The sequence below is a fragment of the Providencia sp. wls1916 genome, from assembly GCF_009706585.1.
Lineage (GTDB): Bacteria > Pseudomonadota > Gammaproteobacteria > Enterobacterales > Enterobacteriaceae > Providencia > Providencia lanzhouensis.
The window spans coordinates 100,803-120,256 of sequence record NZ_WLUL01000014.1; the positions used below are offsets into that span (position 1 = coordinate 100,803).

At 43.9% G+C, this 19,454-nt stretch carries 23 protein-coding genes; 9 read left to right on the forward strand and 14 right to left on the reverse strand.

Features of this window, described 5'->3' with window-relative positions; genetic code table 11:
- Positions 1-101: 101 nt before the first annotated feature.
- Complete coding sequence (pmbA, locus tag GKR61_RS09775; RefSeq protein ID WP_154599769.1) at positions 102-1,442, forward strand: metalloprotease PmbA; 1,341 nt, start codon at positions 102-104, stop codon at positions 1,440-1,442.
- A gap of 134 nt (positions 1,443-1,576) precedes the next feature.
- Here the strand turns inward: pmbA and rnk are convergent, their stop codons facing one another.
- The 11 genes from rnk to kdsD form a co-directional block, all read right to left on the reverse strand.
- Positions 1,577-1,987 carry a nucleoside diphosphate kinase regulator gene (rnk, locus tag GKR61_RS09780; protein WP_036956104.1) on the reverse strand — a complete coding sequence of 137 codons (411 nt, stop codon included), beginning with the start codon at positions 1,985-1,987 and terminating at the stop codon, positions 1,577-1,579.
- A 200-nt stretch (positions 1,988-2,187) separates the two neighbouring features.
- The gene (npr, locus tag GKR61_RS09785) at positions 2,188-2,460 is read right to left on the reverse strand and encodes a PTS phosphocarrier protein NPr (protein ID WP_036956105.1); all 273 of its coding nucleotides are present in this window, start codon (positions 2,458-2,460) and stop codon (positions 2,188-2,190) included.
- Positions 2,457-3,311 (reverse strand): RNase adapter RapZ, encoded by an 855-nt coding sequence (rapZ, locus tag GKR61_RS09790; protein ID WP_036956106.1) that lies wholly within the window; start codon positions 3,309-3,311, stop codon positions 2,457-2,459. The genes npr and rapZ overlap by 4 nt, the downstream gene beginning before the upstream one ends.
- A gap of 180 nt (positions 3,312-3,491) precedes the next feature.
- Positions 3,492-3,959: a PTS IIA-like nitrogen regulatory protein PtsN gene (gene ptsN, locus GKR61_RS09795; protein WP_132496594.1), complete on the reverse strand. Its 468-nt coding sequence runs from the start codon at positions 3,957-3,959 to the stop codon at positions 3,492-3,494.
- Positions 3,960-4,047: 88 nt separating this feature from the next.
- Complete coding sequence (hpf, locus tag GKR61_RS09800) at positions 4,048-4,335, reverse strand: ribosome hibernation promoting factor (protein WP_036956108.1); 288 nt, start codon at positions 4,333-4,335, stop codon at positions 4,048-4,050.
- Positions 4,336-4,358: 23 nt separating this feature from the next.
- Positions 4,359-5,804: an RNA polymerase factor sigma-54 gene (gene rpoN / locus GKR61_RS09805; RefSeq protein ID WP_154639751.1), complete on the reverse strand. Its 1,446-nt coding sequence runs from the start codon at positions 5,802-5,804 to the stop codon at positions 4,359-4,361.
- A 98-nt stretch (positions 5,805-5,902) separates the two neighbouring features.
- Positions 5,903-6,628, reverse strand: a complete 726-nt coding sequence (gene lptB / locus GKR61_RS09810) for an LPS export ABC transporter ATP-binding protein (protein WP_036956110.1) — start codon at positions 6,626-6,628, stop codon at positions 5,903-5,905.
- A 5-nt stretch (positions 6,629-6,633) separates the two neighbouring features.
- Positions 6,634-7,191, reverse strand: a complete 558-nt coding sequence (gene lptA, locus GKR61_RS09815) for a lipopolysaccharide ABC transporter substrate-binding protein LptA (protein WP_036956111.1) — start codon at positions 7,189-7,191, stop codon at positions 6,634-6,636.
- Positions 7,175-7,768 (reverse strand): LPS export ABC transporter periplasmic protein LptC, encoded by a 594-nt coding sequence (lptC, locus tag GKR61_RS09820; protein ID WP_036956112.1) that lies wholly within the window; start codon positions 7,766-7,768, stop codon positions 7,175-7,177. Before lptC ends, lptA begins: the two co-directional genes overlap by 17 nt.
- Before the next feature lie 16 nt (positions 7,769-7,784).
- Positions 7,785-8,345: a 3-deoxy-manno-octulosonate-8-phosphatase KdsC gene (kdsC, locus tag GKR61_RS09825; RefSeq protein WP_036956113.1), complete on the reverse strand. Its 561-nt coding sequence runs from the start codon at positions 8,343-8,345 to the stop codon at positions 7,785-7,787.
- A 27-nt stretch (positions 8,346-8,372) separates the two neighbouring features.
- Complete coding sequence (gene kdsD / locus GKR61_RS09830) at positions 8,373-9,341, reverse strand: arabinose-5-phosphate isomerase KdsD (protein WP_036956114.1); 969 nt, start codon at positions 9,339-9,341, stop codon at positions 8,373-8,375.
- A gap of 383 nt (positions 9,342-9,724) precedes the next feature.
- Between kdsD and mlaF the strand changes: the two genes are divergently transcribed.
- From mlaF to murA, 7 genes are all read left to right on the forward strand, one after another.
- The gene (gene mlaF / locus GKR61_RS09835; RefSeq protein WP_006659099.1) at positions 9,725-10,528 is read left to right on the forward strand and encodes a phospholipid ABC transporter ATP-binding protein MlaF; all 804 of its coding nucleotides are present in this window, start codon (positions 9,725-9,727) and stop codon (positions 10,526-10,528) included.
- Positions 10,529-10,534: 6 nt separating this feature from the next.
- Positions 10,535-11,317, forward strand: coding sequence for a lipid asymmetry maintenance ABC transporter permease subunit MlaE (gene mlaE / locus GKR61_RS09840; protein WP_036956115.1), 783 nt, complete (start codon positions 10,535-10,537; stop codon positions 11,315-11,317).
- Between the two features lie 3 nt (positions 11,318-11,320).
- Complete coding sequence (gene mlaD, locus GKR61_RS09845) at positions 11,321-11,854, forward strand: outer membrane lipid asymmetry maintenance protein MlaD (protein ID WP_108478434.1); 534 nt, start codon at positions 11,321-11,323, stop codon at positions 11,852-11,854.
- Between the two features lie 35 nt (positions 11,855-11,889).
- Positions 11,890-12,519, forward strand: coding sequence for a phospholipid-binding protein MlaC (gene mlaC / locus GKR61_RS09850; protein ID WP_036956117.1), 630 nt, complete (start codon positions 11,890-11,892; stop codon positions 12,517-12,519).
- A gap of 1 nt (position 12,520) precedes the next feature.
- Positions 12,521-12,811 (forward strand): lipid asymmetry maintenance protein MlaB, encoded by a 291-nt coding sequence (mlaB, locus tag GKR61_RS09855; RefSeq protein WP_154639752.1) that lies wholly within the window; start codon positions 12,521-12,523, stop codon positions 12,809-12,811.
- A gap of 137 nt (positions 12,812-12,948) precedes the next feature.
- Positions 12,949-13,203, forward strand: a complete 255-nt coding sequence (gene ibaG / locus GKR61_RS09860) for a BolA family iron metabolism protein IbaG (RefSeq protein ID WP_036956119.1) — start codon at positions 12,949-12,951, stop codon at positions 13,201-13,203.
- Between the two features lie 54 nt (positions 13,204-13,257).
- Positions 13,258-14,520 (forward strand): UDP-N-acetylglucosamine 1-carboxyvinyltransferase, encoded by a 1,263-nt coding sequence (gene murA, locus GKR61_RS09865; protein WP_154639753.1) that lies wholly within the window; start codon positions 13,258-13,260, stop codon positions 14,518-14,520.
- A gap of 113 nt (positions 14,521-14,633) precedes the next feature.
- On the opposite strand, the gene degS is transcribed toward murA, so the two are convergent.
- From degS to zapG, 3 genes are all read right to left on the reverse strand, one after another.
- Positions 14,634-15,698, reverse strand: a complete 1,065-nt coding sequence (gene degS, locus GKR61_RS09870; RefSeq protein ID WP_036956121.1) for an outer membrane-stress sensor serine endopeptidase DegS — start codon at positions 15,696-15,698, stop codon at positions 14,634-14,636.
- Positions 15,699-15,829: 131 nt separating this feature from the next.
- The gene (locus tag GKR61_RS09875; protein WP_036956406.1) at positions 15,830-17,224 is read right to left on the reverse strand and encodes a Do family serine endopeptidase; all 1,395 of its coding nucleotides are present in this window, start codon (positions 17,222-17,224) and stop codon (positions 15,830-15,832) included.
- A 321-nt stretch (positions 17,225-17,545) separates the two neighbouring features.
- On the reverse strand, positions 17,546-17,944 hold the full coding sequence (gene zapG, locus GKR61_RS09880) for a Z-ring associated protein ZapG (protein ID WP_036956122.1): 399 nt from the start codon (positions 17,942-17,944) through the stop codon (positions 17,546-17,548).
- Between the two features lie 249 nt (positions 17,945-18,193).
- Between zapG and zapE the strand changes: the two genes are divergently transcribed.
- On the forward strand, positions 18,194-19,324 hold the full coding sequence (gene zapE, locus GKR61_RS09885; RefSeq protein ID WP_154599770.1) for a cell division protein ZapE: 1,131 nt from the start codon (positions 18,194-18,196) through the stop codon (positions 19,322-19,324).
- The last annotated feature ends 130 nt before the right edge of the window (positions 19,325-19,454 follow it).

The window sequence follows — 19,454 nt, forward strand, 5'->3', positions numbered from 1 at the left end:
TAGATTAACTCTATTGTAACTGGGAAAACCCCCTTATGACTACCTGACATTGATATGTCGAGGTAGAAAATCACTTTTCCCCTCTTTATTGGACAAAATGCATGAGTGTTACTGAACAAGTTGCCGAACAACGTAAACAATTAGAACAAGCCGTCGCCCACGCATTGGAATTCGCCAAAAGCCGTTGTGATGGCGCTGAAGTTGCAGTCAATAAAAGCACCGGCATTAGCGTGAGCACGCGCCAAGGTGATGTGGAGAATGTGGAATTTAACAGTGATGGGGCGCTCGGGATCACGGTTTACCATAAACAACGCAAAGGCAGTGCATCTTCAACGGATTTAAGCGACGAAGCCATTGAGCGTACAGTTCAAGCCGCGATTGATATTGCGTCTTATACTTCTGAAGACCCGTGTGCAGGCCCTGCTGACAAATCATTACTGGCATTTGATGCGCCGGATTTAAACCTATTCCAAGCTACAGAGCTTTCCCCTGAGGAAGCCATCAAGCTGGCATCAATTGCGGAAATGACCGCATTAAATGCAGATTCACGCATTGTGAATACGGAAGGCGGTAGCTTCAATGGACACTATGGTATCCGTGTCTTTGGTAACTCTCTAGGTCTATTAAAGAGCTACAGTTCTAGCCGTTATTCGATGTCGAGCTGCGTAATCGCCGAGCAAAATGGTGAAATGGAGCGCGATTATGCGTATACCATCGCACGCAGCATGCAGGCATTAAAATCCCCTGAGTGGGTAGGTCAAGAGTGTGTTCGTCGTACATTATCTCGCTTATCGCCACGTAAATTGCCAACCATGAAAGCTCCCGTTATTTTTGCCTCAGAAGTGGCGACGGGGTTATTTGGTCATTTAGTCGGTGCTATCAGTGGCAGCAGCATTTATCGTAAATCATCATTCTTAATGGATAGCCTTGGCAAACAAATTTTACCAAGCTGGTTAACTATTAATGAGCAGCCGCATTTGATGGGTGGTTTAGCCTCATCCCCATTTGACAGTGAAGGTGTACGTACTACTGAACGCAATATTGTGGAAAATGGCGTTCTGCAAACCTGGCTGATGACCAGTTATTCTGCGCGTAAACTGGGGCTGCAAAGCACAGGTCATGCGGGTGGGATTCATAACTGGCGCATTGAAGGACAAGGCTTATCGTTTGATGCTTTGTTGAAGCAAATGGGGACCGGCTTAGTAGTCACTGAGCTGATGGGACAGGGTGTGAGTGGAATTACGGGGGACTATTCCCGTGGGGCATCCGGTTTTTGGGTAGAAAATGGCGAAATTCAGTATCCTGTGAGCGAAATTACCATTGCAGGTAATTTGAAGGATATGTGGATGAACATGGTGACTATCGCCGATGATATCGAAACGCGCAGCAATATTCAGTGTGGTTCTGTGCTGATCCCTGAAATGAGTATTGCAGGGCAGTAAGTTCTAGTTGAATAATAAGCGCTAAATAGCAAAAAGGCACTCAATGAGTGCCTGAATACCGCCTGAAGACTAACGACAGTTTCTTGATGGAAACTTTTTTCGGCTAGTCTTCTTTCTCTTGTTGAGCATCGCAACTAGCGATGGAACTCGCCAGCCGCTTCAGGTTGATAAACAATCTCTAACACACGAACACGGGTTTCTACGCCGTTTGGCAGCGCCCAGCTAATTTCGTCGTTAACATGTAAACCTAATAAAGCTGCACCGATTGGCGCCATCACGGACAGTTGTTCTGCACTATCTTTGAGAGAGGCAGGGTAAACCAATGTGCGTGTGCGCTCTTCGTTACTGATTAAATCTAAGAAACGAATAGTGCTGTTCATTGTGACCACATCCGCAGGGATCTCTTGTGGAGATACGATATCTGCGCGGTCTAATTCGTCGTTTAGTGCTTCAGCAACAGGCGTACCCGCATAAGCGGCTTGCTCCATCAGGGCATCTAAGCGTTCTGCATCTAAATCATTGATAATAATTGTTGGCTTTGTCATACCACACTCCAATAGGGACGTACAAAGCAAACACCCCCCACCCAGAAGGCAGGGGGTGTTTGCTAGAAAATAGATTATGTAAAATATTAGGCGCTATAGGCGTTAAAGGGAAGAGATCGGGATCACGAACTCGGTGCCTATGCGTGTAAAACCATGTATATCGCTCTGTTCGCTAAGATGTAATGACGCAATGAGTTGGACTACTCTTCGTCAAATCCACTTTCAAACAGTTTAATGATTGCGGATAACGCCAAATCTTCATCGGGTCCGCTAACCTCGATATCAATTTTACTACCTTGTTCCGAGTCTAACATCAACATCGCAATAACGCTATCCGCCTCGGCCTCAATTTGGCTGTCATTTTTTAAAATGACTCTAGAGTTAAATTGTTTAACTAAATCATAGAGAAGCATTGCTGGTCTGGCATGCATACCAAGGCGGTTTTTTAGCGTAATCGTTGCTTTGACGGTCATTGCTTGCGTTTTTCCAACGTTCTGTGGCGTGACTGGACGTTTTTCCCTCGGGAGCGGAAATAATCAGCCAGCTGTTCTGCCACATACACCGAACGGTGTTTCCCTCCCGTACAGCCGATGGCGACGGTGAGGTAGCTGCGGTTATTGGTTTCTAACATCGGTAACCATAACTCTAAGTAACTACGAGTCTGGTAAATAAAGTTATGAACCTCGGTGTGTCTGTCCAAGAAGGCCGCAACGGGACGATCTAAACCGGTCATTGGGCGCAGTTTAGGATCCCAGTGTGGGTTTGGTAAAAAGCGCACATCGAAAACGTAGTCAGCATCAATTGGAATACCGTGTTTGAAACCGAAGGACTCAAACACCATGGTCAGCTCACGCTCGCGTTTGCCCATTAAGCGGGTTCTGAGCATTTCCGCTAATTCGTGCACTGACATTTCTGAGGTATCAATGACCAAGTCAGCGCGGGAGCGTAGCGGTTCTAATAGCTCGTTTTCTTCGTCGATGGCACTTTCTAAGGATAAATTTTTACTTGAAAGTGGGTGTAATCGACGAGTATCACTGTAACGACGAATTAATGTGTTGCGATCTGCATCCAGAAATAGCAGTTGTGGCGAGAAGGTTGATGGCAGTTTATCAATCGCTTCTTCAAACACTTCTGGATTGTCGGGCATATTACGCACGTCAATGCTCACGGCCGCAGAAATATTGCGATCGGCAAGTGAATTAGCCAATTCCGGCAGTAAGACTACCGGCAGGTTATCCACACAATAGAAACCCATATCTTCCAGCGCGCGTAGGGCAACGGATTTTCCCGAACCGGAACGGCCGCTGACAATCATCAGCACCATGAGCTAACTCCCTTCTGTCTCTTAAGGATTTATATCTTAATGATCGATTTCTCACTGATCACACATTTCTAATTGATCAAACACGTCTGACTATTTTGCATTTTGCGGTGTTTTACGATGCCGAATGAAAGAAATCATAACAATATCATTAGGCTGGCATCAACACATATCAGTTATTACTTACTCAATGATGATCTGGTATAACTCTTCGTCACTTTGCGCACTACGCAGACGCTTACAGAACGCTTTATCCGCTAATTTTTTAGCGATAAGAGACAACGTATGTAAGTGAGTTTTACATTGATCCGATGGAACAAGTAATGCAAAAAGCAGATCAACAGGTTGGTTATCAATCGCATCAAACGCAATGGGCTCTTCTAAATGCAAAAATACGCCAGCGGCGCGTGCACTTTCGCCTTCATTGAGTTTGCCATGAGGGATTGCAATTCCACCACCAATACCCGTGGTGCCAACTTTTTCTCTGGTTAGTAACGCTTCAAATACCGTATTTTCCGGTAATCCCAACTCGGCGGCCGCTAACTCACTAATAATTTCTAATGCTCTCTTCTTACTGGTGCAAACTAAATTATTACGTGTGCAACTGGCGGATAAAACATCGCTTAATTGGATTTCTATATCACTATTCATTTTATTATTCACTTAGGACTACAAAACCAGATGATGTATGCCACCATCTGGTTCAGAACATTAATCAGTCAACGACTGGCTAAATGTATTAGTGTTGTCTCAGTTTTTCTTTATGTTTGGTTAATTGGCGTGACAGCTTATCAAGGAGTAAATCAAGTGCCGCGTACATATCGTCGTCTTCCGCTGATGCGTGAATTTCTGCGCCGTTGAGTTGCAGGGTGGCTTCAGCAATTTGCTGAACTTTTTCCACTTTCAGAACAACTTGGATACTGTTAATACGATCAAACAATTGCTCTAATTTCTTGAGTTTTTTCTCAACCGTTTCGCGCAATGCCGGTGTAACTTCAATATTGTGTCCAGTAATCTGAAATTCCATACAATCTTCCTTATATTATTGGGTTAAACCAACTGTTTACGTTGATTTGATGGCGGAATAGATAATGACTCACGATACTTAGCAACAGTTCGACGAGCAACTTGTATACCTTGCTCTGCCAGCATACTCGTCAATTTACTGTCACTCAATGGTTTTGCTGGGTTTTCCGCAGCAACCAGCTTCTTCACCAGCGCACGAATCGCAGTGGAGGAGGCTTCTCCTCCGGTGTCCGTGCTGACGTGACTGGAGAAAAAATACTTCAACTCAAAAATGCCTCGTGGACTATGCAGAAATTTTTGAGTTGTCACACGGGAGATAGTCGATTCATGCATGTCCACCTGATAGGCAATGTCTGCCAAAATCATTGGTTTCATATACTCTTCGCCTAACTCAAAAAATTCTTGTTGTTGCTCAACAATACAGGTCGCCACTTTAAGTAATGTTTCATGGCGGCTCTCTAAGCTTTTAATCAGCCATTTCGCATCCTGCAAGTGACTGCGAATATATTGCGTGTCACTTTCGCTGGCTGAATCATTTGCCATTGAAGCATAATGATTATTGATGCTTAACTTAGGGATGCTATCTGTATTTAACTCAACTTGCCAGTGCCCACCGACTTTTTTCACCAGCACATCGGGAATAACATATTCCGATTCACCCGTATTGATTGACTGCCCTGGCTTGGGATTCAGCGTAAGGATCAGGTCAATTGCTGTTTTCAGCGCATCTTCTTTTAAGCGGGTCAGTTTGCTCAGTTGCCGAAAATCACGATTTGCCAGTAAATCAATATGATTGCTAATAATCAGTCTAGCTTCTTGCAGACCAATTGTCTCTTTTGGGTATAAAGAGAGCTGGATCAACAAACACTCTTTGAGATCCTGAGCTGCCACGCCTAATGGGTCAAAATGCTGGATACGTTTTAAAACGGCAACGACTTCTTCTAAGGTGATATCGGGGTCATCAATCCCTTCGTGGATCTCACTGATTGAGCTTGTGAGATAGCCTGAATCATCAATTGAATCGATAATCGAAGTCGCAATCGCGCGATCGGTATCGGTAAACGGGGTGAGATCCGCTTGCCAGATTAGATAATCTTGCAGTGTTTGGGTAGTTTCCCCTTGGTAAACAGGAAGTTCATCTAAGCTGTAGTCGTTGCTAGTGCCCGACGGGGTACCTGCTGTATAGATTTCATCCCAATCAGCATCTAGTGGAAGCTCATCGGGCATATCCGCGTTTTCAAGGGCATCTTTGGTATCGATTTCGCTGCTGTCAGTGTCGTTGCCTAGGTTATCTAAGTTCTCTTGCTCAGAGGATGACTCTTCTTGTTCAAGCAGAGGGTTGGTTTCAAGTGCGAGTTGAATTTCTTGTTGAAGCTCAAGTGTGGATAACTGCAACAGGCGGATGGCCTGTTGCAATTGAGGTGTCATTGCAAGTTGTTGACTGATTCTGAGCTGCAAACTTTGCTTCATGAATGTGCTTTATTCTCCATTACCACCTACACAACCAATGTCATGACAACCAACAAGGCAATACTACAAACGACAGTCTACAAGCGATAGTCTACAAACTACAGTCTAAAGCCTTCACCCAAATAAACACGTTTCACTTGCTCGTTTTCAAGGATCATCTCTGGTGAGCCGTGAGCAATCAAGTGCCCTTGGCTGACAATGTAAGCACGCTCGCAAACATCGAGAGTTTCGCGGACGTTATGGTCGGTGATTAACACACCAAGCCCATAGTCACGCAAGTGTTGGATGATTTTTTTGATATCCAAAACGGAAATCGGATCAACCCCTGCAAACGGCTCATCTAACAGGATAAATTTTGGATTAGCAGCGAGGGCGCGTGCAATTTCCACTCGACGACGCTCACCACCGGACAGTGACTGACCTACGCTATCACGCAGGTGAGTAATACTGAACTCCTCCATCAGCTCTTCAGCACGCTCTTTGCGCTGTTCTGAGGTTAAGTCAGGGCGAATTTCTAACACGGCCATCAGGTTATCATACACACTGAGGCGGCGGAAAATAGATGCTTCTTGAGGAAGATAGCCAATGCCACGACGAGCGCGCTCATGCAGAGGAAGTAAGCTAATATCCTCACCATCAATTAAAATTTTACCAGCATCCCGCTGAACAATGCCGACTACCATATAAAAAGTGGTCGTTTTACCCGCACCGTTAGGGCCTAAGAGACCGACGATTTCCCCTGATTTCACTTCCAGGCTGACGTCAGTGACTACGCTGCGTTTTTTATAGGATTTCGCCAGATTCTCTGCGGTTAGTGTTGCCATAACAATTATTTACTCTTACTTGTTGATGAACCCTGCGCTGCTGGGCCTTTCTCTTGTAACTGGGCTGGTAATAAGACAGTTGTTACGCGCTTGCCTTTATCGCTGAACGCTTCCATTTTTTGCGTTGGAACGACGTAAGTGATCTTATCGCCTTTGATATTACTATCGAGCTGCTCAAGGTAGGCATCACCCGTTAATGTCACCAGCTGCTGATCAACTTCATAACGTGCTTTGGATGCGTGACCTTTAATTGGTTTGCCATCATCTTGTAACTGGAAGAAAGTCACTGGCGTACCAAATGCTTCAATGACGATTTTATCGGAATCGCTGCTTGGGCGAGTCACAACAACTTTGTTGGCACGAATATCAATGGAACCTTGCTTGATAACAACGTCATCAGTAAATGTGGTGATATTTTTTTCTAAATCAAGAGATTGCTTAACCGAATTAATGGTCATCGGTTGTTGGGTATCTGTTTTCAGTGCCATTGCCGGTAGGCTAAGAGCCAAAATTGCACTTGCAATAGCCCCTTGAATAAAACTTTTCTTAGTTACTTGATTCATTGTGTTGCTCTTTTGGTTGTAACTCATAGTGAGTTTTAACATCTTCAATTAATTCAGCGGTTCTTGTACGAAGGTTCCCCTTCATTTTTAAGCCCGTTGAATTTAGCCCGTGTCCGATAATGGTAACTTTATCGTCAGATGAAACATCTTGTGTGACTAGATTGACCACCGCATTATCTGTGGTAATGCGCTGGATTTGAGGCTCAGGAGTCAAACTGTCAACTTGAACATCGCTATATAGGTAGAGCACACGCTCTTTGGTTAATCTTGCCTTAATGGATTTCACCGTCCAAGTCGGCGTACCCGCATCGTTATAAGTGGTTAATACCGGATTGGTAAACCACGTGATTTTCCCATCGGTATAATTATCAACTTTGCTCGCGGCGAGTTTATAGGCTAAATCACCCGCTGGATTATAGACGAAAGTTACTGAATCATCAGTTTGATAATTAGGTTTCCCGTCATTGATTTCGGTTGTTAATGGTTTGGAGTCATCGTAAACCGAAAAGTTCCAACCAATTAGCCCCAATACAATGAGGGATAAAACAGTGATTAACCACTTTTTTGCGTTGCTCATGAATGATATCTGTTCTTTAAATCGACAAGCCTTTAGCTTCTTCCAGTTTATTTTGGGATAACAGAATAAGGTCGCAGAGTTCACGTACTGCCCCTTTTCCGCCACCAATATGTGTTACATAGTCTGCTTTAGGTAATAACAAAGGGTGTGCATCAGCAACCGCAACGGATAACCCAACTTTTGCCATCACGGGCCAGTCAATGAGGTCATCACCAATGTAAGCTGTTTGCTCTTCTGTTAGTTGTAGTTTATCTAGCAGTTCGCGATACGCCAAAAGCTTATCGCTTTGTCCTTGGTAAAGATATGTAATACCTAACGTTTGGGCTCTGTCTTCCAGCAATTTAGCTTTGCGTCCGGTGATAATAGCGACTTCGATACCTGAGGTTAATAGGCAGCGAATGCCATACCCATCGCGGACATTAAAGGCTTTTAATTCTTCGCCATTATTCCCCATATAAATTAAACCGTCGGACATCACGCCATCGACATCACAGATAAGCAGTTTAATTTTGGTCGCTTTTTCTATCACAGAATTTGCTACAGACCCATAGCAAGTATTCTGATAATTAGGGTTCATCCTATTTCCTTTATGTATACTTTCGACTTATACCACACCCGCTTGCAGTAGGTCGTGCATATGGAGAACACCCACTAATTGGTCGCCATCTGCCACTAATAACGACGTGACATGGCGAGATTGCATCAGGTTCAGCGCTTCAACAGCTAGCATACCTGGCGCGACTCGAATACCGCCCGGCGTCATTAAATCGGCAATTTTGGCATTATTAAGGTCGATGCCCATATCAAAAATACGGCGCAAATCCCCATCCGTGAATATCCCTTGAATATTCATATCGTCATCACAAATGACGGTCATACCCAGCTTTTTACGGGTAATTTCCACAAGGGCTTCGCGTAATGTGGCACTTTTTGGAATATGAGGGACATCGTCACCGGTACTCATTAAATCACGAACTAAGAGTAAAAGTTTGCGCCCAAGTGCGCCCCCTGGATGAGATAGTGCAAAATCATCTGCTGTAAAGCCGCGGGCGGTTAATAATGCAATGGCTAACGCATCACCCATCACTAATGTTGCCGTGGTACTTGTTGTCGGTGCCAAACCTAGCGGGCAGGCTTCTTGTGGTACTTTTATGCATAAGTGGATATCTGCATATTTGCCCATGTTACTGTCTGGATTATTGGTCATGCAGATCAGTGGGACTTTGATACGCTTTAACACTGGCAGTAGGGCTAAGATCTCTCCTGATTCACCAGAGTTCGAAATCGCTAATACAACGTCTTTATTGGAGATCATCCCTAAATCGCCATGGCTAGCTTCCCCAGGATGCACGAAAAATGAAGGCGTTCCTGTGCTGGCAAGCGTCGCCGCAATTTTCCGTCCAATATGCCCTGATTTCCCCATCCCCATAACGACCACTTTTCCCTGACAAGCAAAGATTTGCTGACAAGCAAGATCAAAGTCATGATTAATATATTGTTCTAGGTTTTTCAGACCTTCGCGTTCGATATGGAGAACTTCTTTACCTACTTTCTGAAAATCGATATTTGACATGTCTAATTCCATGTGTGTTTTCGGGTGAATCAAAAGTGTCGGTTGGATCCAAAGTTTCGGTTAGATCAAAAAAGAGAAATCGGATTGTATAACGAATACTTAGTATCAGTAAGTATTTTGTCTCTAAGCTTTTATGAATGTCATGGTTATGAGTCTTTATTAGCGATTTGAGCTCAAAAGAGCCTTTTAGGGATTAACCGCACCGATGCCCAAAAAAAATTTTTTTAATTCTCTTACCCTTATGGTTGGATATATAAATTTCTAAGAGCTATCTTCTATTAATTAGGTAAAATATTAGTTAATACTATTTGGTTTATGTTTCTGTAAAACCCTGAATTTATTTAGGCAGAATCATAGTTTGACCTATAACGAGCTATTAAACGATGCAAGCACAGACAGAGAACTTAATCGAAGTCAAAAACATGTCATTTACGCGGGGCAATAGGAAAATATTCGAAAATATTAACCTAACTGTGCCTCGTGGTAAAATTACTGCGATTATGGGGCCTTCAGGGATTGGTAAAACCACATTGCTCAGACTGATTGGTGGGCAACTGCGCCCAGAGGAAGGGGAAATCTGGTTTGATGGGGATAATATTCCTGCGCTGTCTCGTTCTAAGTTATACCAATCGCGTAAAAAAATGAGCATGTTATTCCAATCCGGTGCCTTGTTTACCGATATGGACGTTTTCAATAATGTGGCTTTCCCTTTGCGTGAGCACACGAATTTACCGGAATCATTGATTCATACGACGGTGATGATGAAATTAGAAGCGGTGGGGTTACGCGGAGCCGCAAAATTAATGCCATCAGAACTTTCAGGTGGAATGGCTCGCCGTGCGGCGCTGGCAAGAGCTATCGCTCTGGATCCTGACCTGATTATGTTTGATGAGCCGTTTGTGGGGCAAGACCCGATTACGATGGGAGTTTTGGTCAAACTGATTGATGAACTCAACCAAGCGTTAGGGGTAACCTGCGTGGTGGTTTCCCATGACGTTCCTGAAGTGCTAAGTATTGCCGATAAAGCGTATATTGTGGCGCAGCAACATGTTATTGCGAAAGGAACTGGGGAAGAGTTACGCGAGAACCAAGATCCGCGCGTCAGACAGTTTATGGATGGAATTGCTGATGGTCCTGTGCCATTCCGCTTTCCTGCCAATGACTATTCGGCTGATTTATTAGGGTAAATGAACATGATAATTAAGGCGATTGCTGCCTTCGGACGTCGATGGATTGAAACATTTGCGGCTTTTGGTCGAGCAGGCTATTTATTATTTGGTGCACTATTTGGCAAACCTGAGTTTGGCAAGCAGTGGCCGCTGTTAGTTAAACAGCTTTATTCGGTAGGGGTTCAGTCTCTGCTCATTGTGGCGGTGTCTGGTCTATTTATCGGGATGGTGCTCGGTTTACAAGGTTATTTGGTACTGACGACGTTCAGTGCAGAAGCCAGTCTTGGCATGATGGTAGCGCTTTCGCTATTACGCGAACTGGGACCGGTGGTCACCGCGCTGTTGTTTGCGGGGCGAGCTGGATCGGCATTAACCGCAGAAATTGGTTTGATGAAAGCTACTGAGCAGATTTCGAGTTTAGAAATGATGGCGGTGGATCCTCTGCGTCGTGTTGTCGCCCCAAGATTTTGGGCTGGGTTCATTAGCATGCCGTTGTTATCACTGATTTTTGTCGCCGTAGGTATTATTGGCGGAGCCATTGTTGGTGTGGATTGGAAAGGGATTGACCCCGGTTTCTTCTGGTCGTCCATGCAGTCCTCCGTCGAGTGGCGACTCGATTTAGTGAACTGTTTTATCAAGAGTTTAGTCTTTGCAATCACGGTAACGTGGATTGCACTATTTAATGGTTATGATGCGATTCCAACCTCGGAAGGAATTAGCCGTGCAACGACGAAAACTGTTGTGCATGCATCATTATCGGTTCTAGGGTTAGATTTCGTACTGACAGCACTGATGTTTGGGAACTAAGTCATGCAAAGTAAAAAAAGTGAAATATGGGTGGGTTGTTTTATGTTGCTGGCGATCGCCGCAATTGTGTTCCTCTGCTTAAAAGTGGCGGATTTACAATCGATTGGTAGTCAGTCAACTTACCGAGTTTCCGCCTCTTTTGAAAACGTGGGTGGCTTAAAAGTTGGCTCTCCAATCAAAGTCGGTGGCGTTGTCGTGGGACGGGTTGCGAATATTTCTTTAGATAAAAAGAACTATATTCCTGACGTTCAAATCGATTTACTCAGCGAATATGACAATATTCCTGATTCCAGCTCGCTATCAATTCGTACTTCAGGCCTGCTTGGTGAACAGTATATCGCCATGAATATCGGTCCTTATGATGAAGATATGGGGATTGCGATGTTAAAAGATGGCAGTCGTTTAGAAGACACCAAACCGGCAATGGTACTGGAAGATTTAATTGGTCAATTCTTGTATAAGAGTGGTGATAGCCAAGGTTCTGCAGCTGCGCCAGAGGCTCATGTTGCGGCACCGTCAGAGCCTGTTGCTCACTAAGTTGTAATTCCCTGTGAACTTAAAAGGAATGAATTATGTTTAAACGTTTAATAATGATAGCTATGTTAGTGGTTGCGCCATTTGCGATGGCGATTGACCAAACTAATCCTTATAAGCTTATGGAAGAAGCCGCAGCGAAAACTTTCGATCGCTTAAAAGCACAGCAGCCTCAAATCAAACAAAACCCAGATTACTTACGTACCATCGTGCGTGAAGAGTTACTGCCATATGTGCAAATTAAATATGCGGGCGCGTTGGTATTAGGGACTTATTATAAAGATGCTACCCCAGCGCAGCGCGATGCGTATTTTAAAGCATTTGAGTCTTATCTTGAGCAAGTTTACGGTCAAGCACTGGCAATGTATCACGGTCAAACGTATACCATCGCTCCTGAGCAGCCGATTGGCGACAAAAATATTGTCGCTATCCGTGTGACCATCAATGATACTAATGGTCGCCCTCCAGTACGTTTGGATTTCCAATGGCGTAAAAACAGTAAAACAGGTTACTGGCAGGCGTATGACATGATTGCAGAAGGCGTGAGTATGATTACCACCAAGCAAAATGAGTGGGGTGATATTCTGCGTAAGCAAGGTATTGATGGATTGACTGCTCAATTACAACGTAGTGCTCAGGTGCCGATTACGTTAGAAGAGAACAATTAAGATGAGTAGTCTGTTATCTTGGACGAAAAATAACAAAACATTGGCTTTTCCCGGTATTTTAAATCGCGATTCTCTGGTTGAATTTTGGGACAAGCGCCAAACACTATTGACCCAAGTTGAGCAAGTTGATGTTTCTGCTTTAACTCATGTGGATTCTACCGGACTGGCAATGCTAGTACGCTTAAAAGGTGAGTATCAGTCCCAACAAAGCCATTTAGGTATTGTTGGTGTGAGTGATAATTTGAATACCTTGATGGAATTGTACGGGGTAAAATCCCTGCTGATGGATTAAGTCAAGTTATGTAAAAAATAGCGCTTCTGAGTGTTTTTATACACCAGAAGCGTTTTCTTTAGTTTAAGTGTTAAGCTGAATCCTTTAGGATAGATGGCTATATTTATTATCATAATTAATTACAAAATTGAGTCATTATGGATACCAACGAAATTAAACAAGTCTTAATGGAAAAGCTGTCACTGGATGAAGTGATAGTGAATGGCGATGGCAGTCATTTTCAAGTTATCGCTGTTGGCAGCCTTTTTGACGGCATGAGCCGTGTTAAACAGCAGCAAGCAGTCTATGCGCCGTTAATGGAATATATTGCGGACAATCGAATTCATGCGCTTTCAATCAAAGCTTATACCCCAGCGCAGTGGGAGCGTGATCGTAAGCTGAGCGGCCTATAAGTTTGAAAATGTAAGCGAACAGTTTGTAAAAATCTGACACACGAGAATACCAGAATGGATAAATTTTTAGTTAAAGGGCCAACCCGCTTAGAGGGTGAAGTCTCTATTTCAGGCGCTAAAAACGCCGCACTGCCAATCCTGTTCGCTGCTTTACTGGCTGAAGAGCCAGTTGAATTACAGAATGTCCCTAAACTGAAAGACATCGACACCACAATTAAGTTACTCAGCCAACTTGGCGTCAAAATCGAGCGTAATGGTTCGATTTTTGTTTATGCTAGCAATGTGACTGAATATTGTGCACCGTATGATCTAGTAAAAACCATGCGTGCCTCTATTTGGGCATTAGCGCCGCTGGTTGCACGCTTTGGTCATGGTGAAGTTTCTCTACCGGGTGGTTGTGCCATTGGCGCTCGTCCAGTGGATTTACATATTAGCGGGTTAGAGAAGTTAGGTGCCAATATTGTCCTTGAAGATGGTTATGTTAAGGCAACGGTGAATGGTCGCCTGAAAGGCGCTGACATCGTGATGGACAAAGTAAGCGTTGGTGCCACTATCAGTATCATGACAGCTGCTGCGCTTGCTGAAGGAACCACTTCCATCGAGAACGCCGCTCGTGAGCCTGAAATTGAAGATACTGCTAATTTCTTAAATGCATTAGGTGCGAAAATCACTGGTGCAGGAACTGACCGTATTGTCATTGAAGGAGTGGCTCGTTTAGGTGGTGGTGTGTATCGCGTTCTGCCAGATCGTATTGAAACAGGTACATTCTTAATTGCTGCAGCGGTTTCTCGCGGTAAAGTAGTTTGCCGTAATGCACGTCCAGACACTCTGGATGCGGTGCTAGCGAAATTACGCGAAGCTGGGGCTGATGTTCAAACGGGTGAAGATTGGATTAGTCTAGATATGCATGGTAAACGTCCAAAAGCGGTTACATTGCGTACAGCTCCACATCCTGGTTTCCCTACTGATATGCAAGCGCAATTTAGCCTATTAAACTTGGTGGCTGAAGGTACCGGTGTTATCACAGAAACCATTTTCGAAAACCGTTTTATGCATATTCCTGAGTTAATTCGTATGGGTGCGCACGCGGATATCGAGAGTAATACCGTTGTGTGCCATGGTGTTGAAAAGCTCACTGGTGCGCAAGTGATGGCAACAGATTTACGTGCGTCAGCAAGTTTAGTGATTGCAGGTTGTATCGCGGGTGGAACAACGACAGTTGACCGTATTTATCATATCGATCGTGGATATGAAAATATTGAAGCGAAATTAAATGCGTTAGGCGCTAATATTCAACGCGTTAAATCTGAAGACTAATTCCAGATTGCGTTGATATCATTGCAAAAACAAAAAAGGTTGTTCTTTATCGGAACAACCTTTTTTTTTGGGCTTATTTTGGGTGAAAGATTTGACTGGGCAGAATTGAGGGGTTAGTTTGCTTGCCCTTCAGGAAGTTCTTCAATCACGATATCGATGTTTTGCACATTACCATCACGTAAAATCTGAACGGGAATTTTTGTTCCGGGGCGAATTTCGGCGACATAATCCATGGTTTCTGCGGCAGAAACGGCAGGTTTTCCATCTAAGGATAAGATAACATCCCCTTGCTCAATGCCTGATTTTGCAGCAGGTCCATTGGCTGAAACTTGGAAAACCCTTAACCCTTGAATTTGGTTGATATTATTTGTATTTGTGCGAATTTGCGGTAATTCACGAGCCGTAATGCCGATGTAGCCTCGCACGACACGACCATCACGGATCAGTTTTTCCATGATTTTGGTTGCTAGGGCGGTTGGAATAGCAAAACTCAATCCTTCGGAACTGACTCCTTGCCCTGCGCTGAATGAAAGGGTGTTTATGCCAACCAATTCCCCTTCCGTGTTGATAAGGGCGCCACCGGAGTTACCCGAGTTAATCGAGGCATCGGTTTGTAGGAAATTTTGGCGACGTGTGGAGCTTAAACCGACACGTCCCGTCGCGCTTATAATCCCTTGGGTGACTGTTTGTCCAAGGTTATAAGGGTTTCCAATGGCTAAAACCACATCCCCAACATGGGTGATGCGCTTAGTATTAATTGGGATAACGGGAAGATTTTCAGCCTCTATCTTCAAGACTGCAAGGTCAGTTAAGGGGTCTGAGCCGACTAAAAGTGCATCGAAAATCGCACCATCTTGTAGGGCAACAAGGATTTGGTCAGGGTTATCCACCACATGTTTATTGGTCACTATGTAGCCATTAGCGCTTAATATCACCCCTGATCCAAGAGATTGTAATTCCCGACCCGATTGGGAAAAACTCCCTTTAGAGCTGCTATAGACATACACCACCGCAGGCGCGGCACGGCGTACGGCCTTGTTATAGCTTACAGGCTCGCTATTGGTTTTCCCATACAGTAAATCAGCCAGTCCCTGTGGGCGCAATGAGGGGACAGCCACAATAATGATTGAGGCAGTGACCAATCCAAGTAGGACAGACACAAGCAGCTTTTTGACCATGTTAAAGGTTACCAAGTTCGCTATGATGGAAATGACAGACAGAGAGATACTTTGAGCATAACATAAAAAAACGGGTACAGCAGAGTGATACTGTACCCGTTTTATTGATTTATGTGCGGTAACTTAATGAATTAGTTTTTCATTAATAAGTAGAGCGTTTCACCGCCACGCAGCACTTTCATCGCTAATACTGGTGGTTTGCTATCGATGATTTTGCGGAATTGGTCGATACTTTCTACGCGAGTGTCATTCACGCCAAAGATCAGGTCGCCTTTCGCTAAACCAACCGCAGCAGCCGGAGACTTAGGTGCTACGCTGTCAACTTGTACCCCTTTGGTATTGCTGACAACCGCATTGGAAATGGTGGCGCCTAATAAGGATTCACTCAGTTTTTCCGCGTTGGTTGCAGAGCCTTCATCGCTTTCTAGTACTACTTTCACTTCCATTGGTTTGCCTGAACGGATCAGACCAAGGGTGATTTCTTTGCCTAACTGGCTGGTGCCAATTTTTGCTCTTAATTCAGCGAAGCTATTAATACGTTTACCATCAACAGAGACTAAAACGTCACCCGATTTGATGCCTGCTTTTGCCGCTGACGATTTTGGAATCACTTCACTGACGAAAGCGCCACGCTGAGCATCGATATTGAAGGCTTTAGCGATATCAGAGTTCATCTCTGTACCTTTAATACCTAAAATTCCGCGTTTAACTTCACCGTGTTTAATCAGCTGCTCACTCAGGCTTTTCGCCATGTTGCTCGGGATAGCAAAGCCGATGCCAATATTTCCGCCACCCGGTGCTAAAATTGCAGTGTTAATCCCAATCAGCTCACCGTTTAAGTTAACCAGTGCACCACCAGAGTTACCACGGTTGATTGAGGCATCGGTCTGGATAAAGTTTTCTAAGCCTTCCAGATTTAATCCACTACGACCTAACGCAGAGATAATCCCGGATGTGGCAGTTTGTCCTAAACCGAATGGGTTACCAACAGCGACGGCAAAATCACCAACACGCAGTTTATCGGAGTCCGCAATAGAAACCGCGGTGAGGTTTTTGATATCTTTTGCATTGCTGATTTTTAACAGTGCAATGTCAGTTTGTGGATCTTTACCAATCAGTTTAACGTCAATTTCACGACCGTCATTGAGCTGAATTTGGATTTTGTCGGCACCATCAATAACGTGATTATTGGTTAAAACATAACCTTGTGTCGCATCGATGATGACACCAGAACCTAAACCTTCAAATGGGCGCACGCTTTGTTGTTGTGAAGGTGCATTTGGACCAAAGAAGAATTTGAGTTCTTCAGGAATCTGTTGATTTTGTACACGGGTGCCTGAAACATGGATATTCACGACGGCAGGCAGCACTTTTTCCAGCATTGGCGCTAAACTCGGCATGTTTTGGCTTTGTGCGGTTGCCGGTAATGTGGCCGGTAAGGCGGCGCTGCTGATTGCTGGGATCGTGGACAGGGTTAAACCTAAACTCATTGCGACTGCTGTCAGAAAGAAATTTTTTCTTTTCATCATTCCGTAGATTCTCTCAATAGAAAATATCAGCTCATATGAATGGTACCTATAAACGGTACACTAAGGTCATATGGGCGGAGGTATTTTGGGGTCTCAAATAATATTTTACTGATGACTATGACCAAGGATTATGCGGAAAAGTTCCCTATGCGGATAGTACTTATCCACAATTTTACATCCATTTACATGATGTTTAGGTGAAACGCTAACTTCTATACAGTAGCTAAACTAACTATAAGATTTTATTCGGAATTGGAATGATACAGTGAGGGAAATAACACCACCAGTAACGGGCGCTACTGGTGGCATAATCAAAAATTACTTCTCTTTTTCATCGAGAGGGCGGAACAGCCCTGAAGCACCTTCAGAGTAATCTCTCGGTGGCATTTTAACCGGTGCTTGGTCATTATCGGCTTCAGATTCAGTTAAACGATAATGGAATGGGTTATCTTGCATATCCGGCATTAACTCGGAAGAGCTTTGCGCCATATGTTGATACAGTTGGCGATAGTCGCGTGCCATTTTATCCAATAACTCTGCGCTGCGAGCAAAATGGCTAACGAGTTCTTTACGATACTCTTCCAGCTCAGTGCTTTTTTTGTCTAATTCAGCCTGTGCTGTTTTTTGTTGACGAAGTTTTGGATTGCCATAACGCACAACCAATGCGCCGATGATAAAGCCAACAACTAATCCTATTAGTGCATACTCCCAAGTCATGCTAACTCCTTCGTTTACTTCAATCAAAATTCACAGAAAATGGTCGCCAAAATTTAGCTCGATTACCCTAACTATACCTGCTAATAGCAAATCTGTTAATGCTAAAGAGTGGAATAATAAAGCGAAATTCCTTACTCTATGCCGAATAGTTAATCGAAAGTTAAATGCTAACAGAATCTGGTTATAATAAAGGCAGTGTATATCATATAACGGTAAAAAAAACCGAAAATTTTAAGGATCACTGAGTTGATGTCACCGATGACCCCTACCATGCGTTACCAACAAGCTCTTGAGCAAGGCAATTTCCAGCCGGATGACGTACAAAAACAAGCCGTAGAGCGATTAGACAAGATTTATCAGCAACTTTGTAGCGCTACGCCTTGCTTCCCAAATGAAAAACCAAACGGTCTAAAACAGCGCTTTGGGCGCTTGTTAGGGAAATCATCCACAAAAACCTGTGAGCCAGTTCAGGGGTTATATATGTGGGGGGGCGTAGGTCGCGGTAAAACGTGGTTGATGGACATGTTCTACGACAGTTTACCGGGAGAGCGCAAATTGCGTTTACACTTTCATCGCTTTATGAAGAAAGTGCAGGAAGACTTAATGGCGCTGCAAGGACAGGAAAATCCGCTCGACATTATCGCTGATGAATTTAAAAAACAGACGGATATTTTGTGTTTTGATGAGTTTTTTGTCTCGGACATTACTGATGCGATGATTCTAGGAACCTTATTAGAAGGGCTCTTTGCGCGAGGCATCACGTTAGTCGCGACATCCAACATCATCCCTGACAACCTTTATCGCAACGGTTTGCAACGCGCTCGCTTTTTGCCAGCCATAGAACAGATAAAAAAATATTGCGATGTAATGAATGTGGATGCGGGGATTGACTATCGCTTGCGTACGCTGACTCAAGCGCATCTATTTTTATCGCCAATAAACGAACAAAATCGCCATCATTTAGATGAAGTGTTTGTAAAACTGGCAGGTAAAGAAGGTCAGCAAAATCCGGTATTAGAAGTTAATCATCGGAAAATGCAGGCAATTCGCTCCGCAGAAGGAGTATTGGCAATCAGCTTTAAGGTTTTATGTGAAGAGCCTCGCAGCCAAAACGACTATATCTACCTCTCAAATTGTTATCATACGGTATTGCTCTATGACGTCCCTGTGATGGGACTGAAAGATGAAAATCCTGCCAGACGTTTTCTCGCGCTTATTGATGAGTTCTATGAACGTAAGGTAAAATTGATGATCAATGCACAGGTGCCGATGGATTCACTTTATCAAGGGCAACTTTTGGCGTTTGAATATCAGCGCTGCCTTTCTCGCTTGCAAGAAATGCAAAGTGAAGAATATTTGAAAATCCCGCATTTATCATAGAGGCCAAAGAGGAAATGAGTCTCAAGGACGTCGTTTTCTCTCTAGATTTATGTGTGCTTTTTGAACAGGCGACACTAATTATTTATTTGAACGTAAAAAAAATGCATTTGGGGTCGATTTTTGTTGCTGA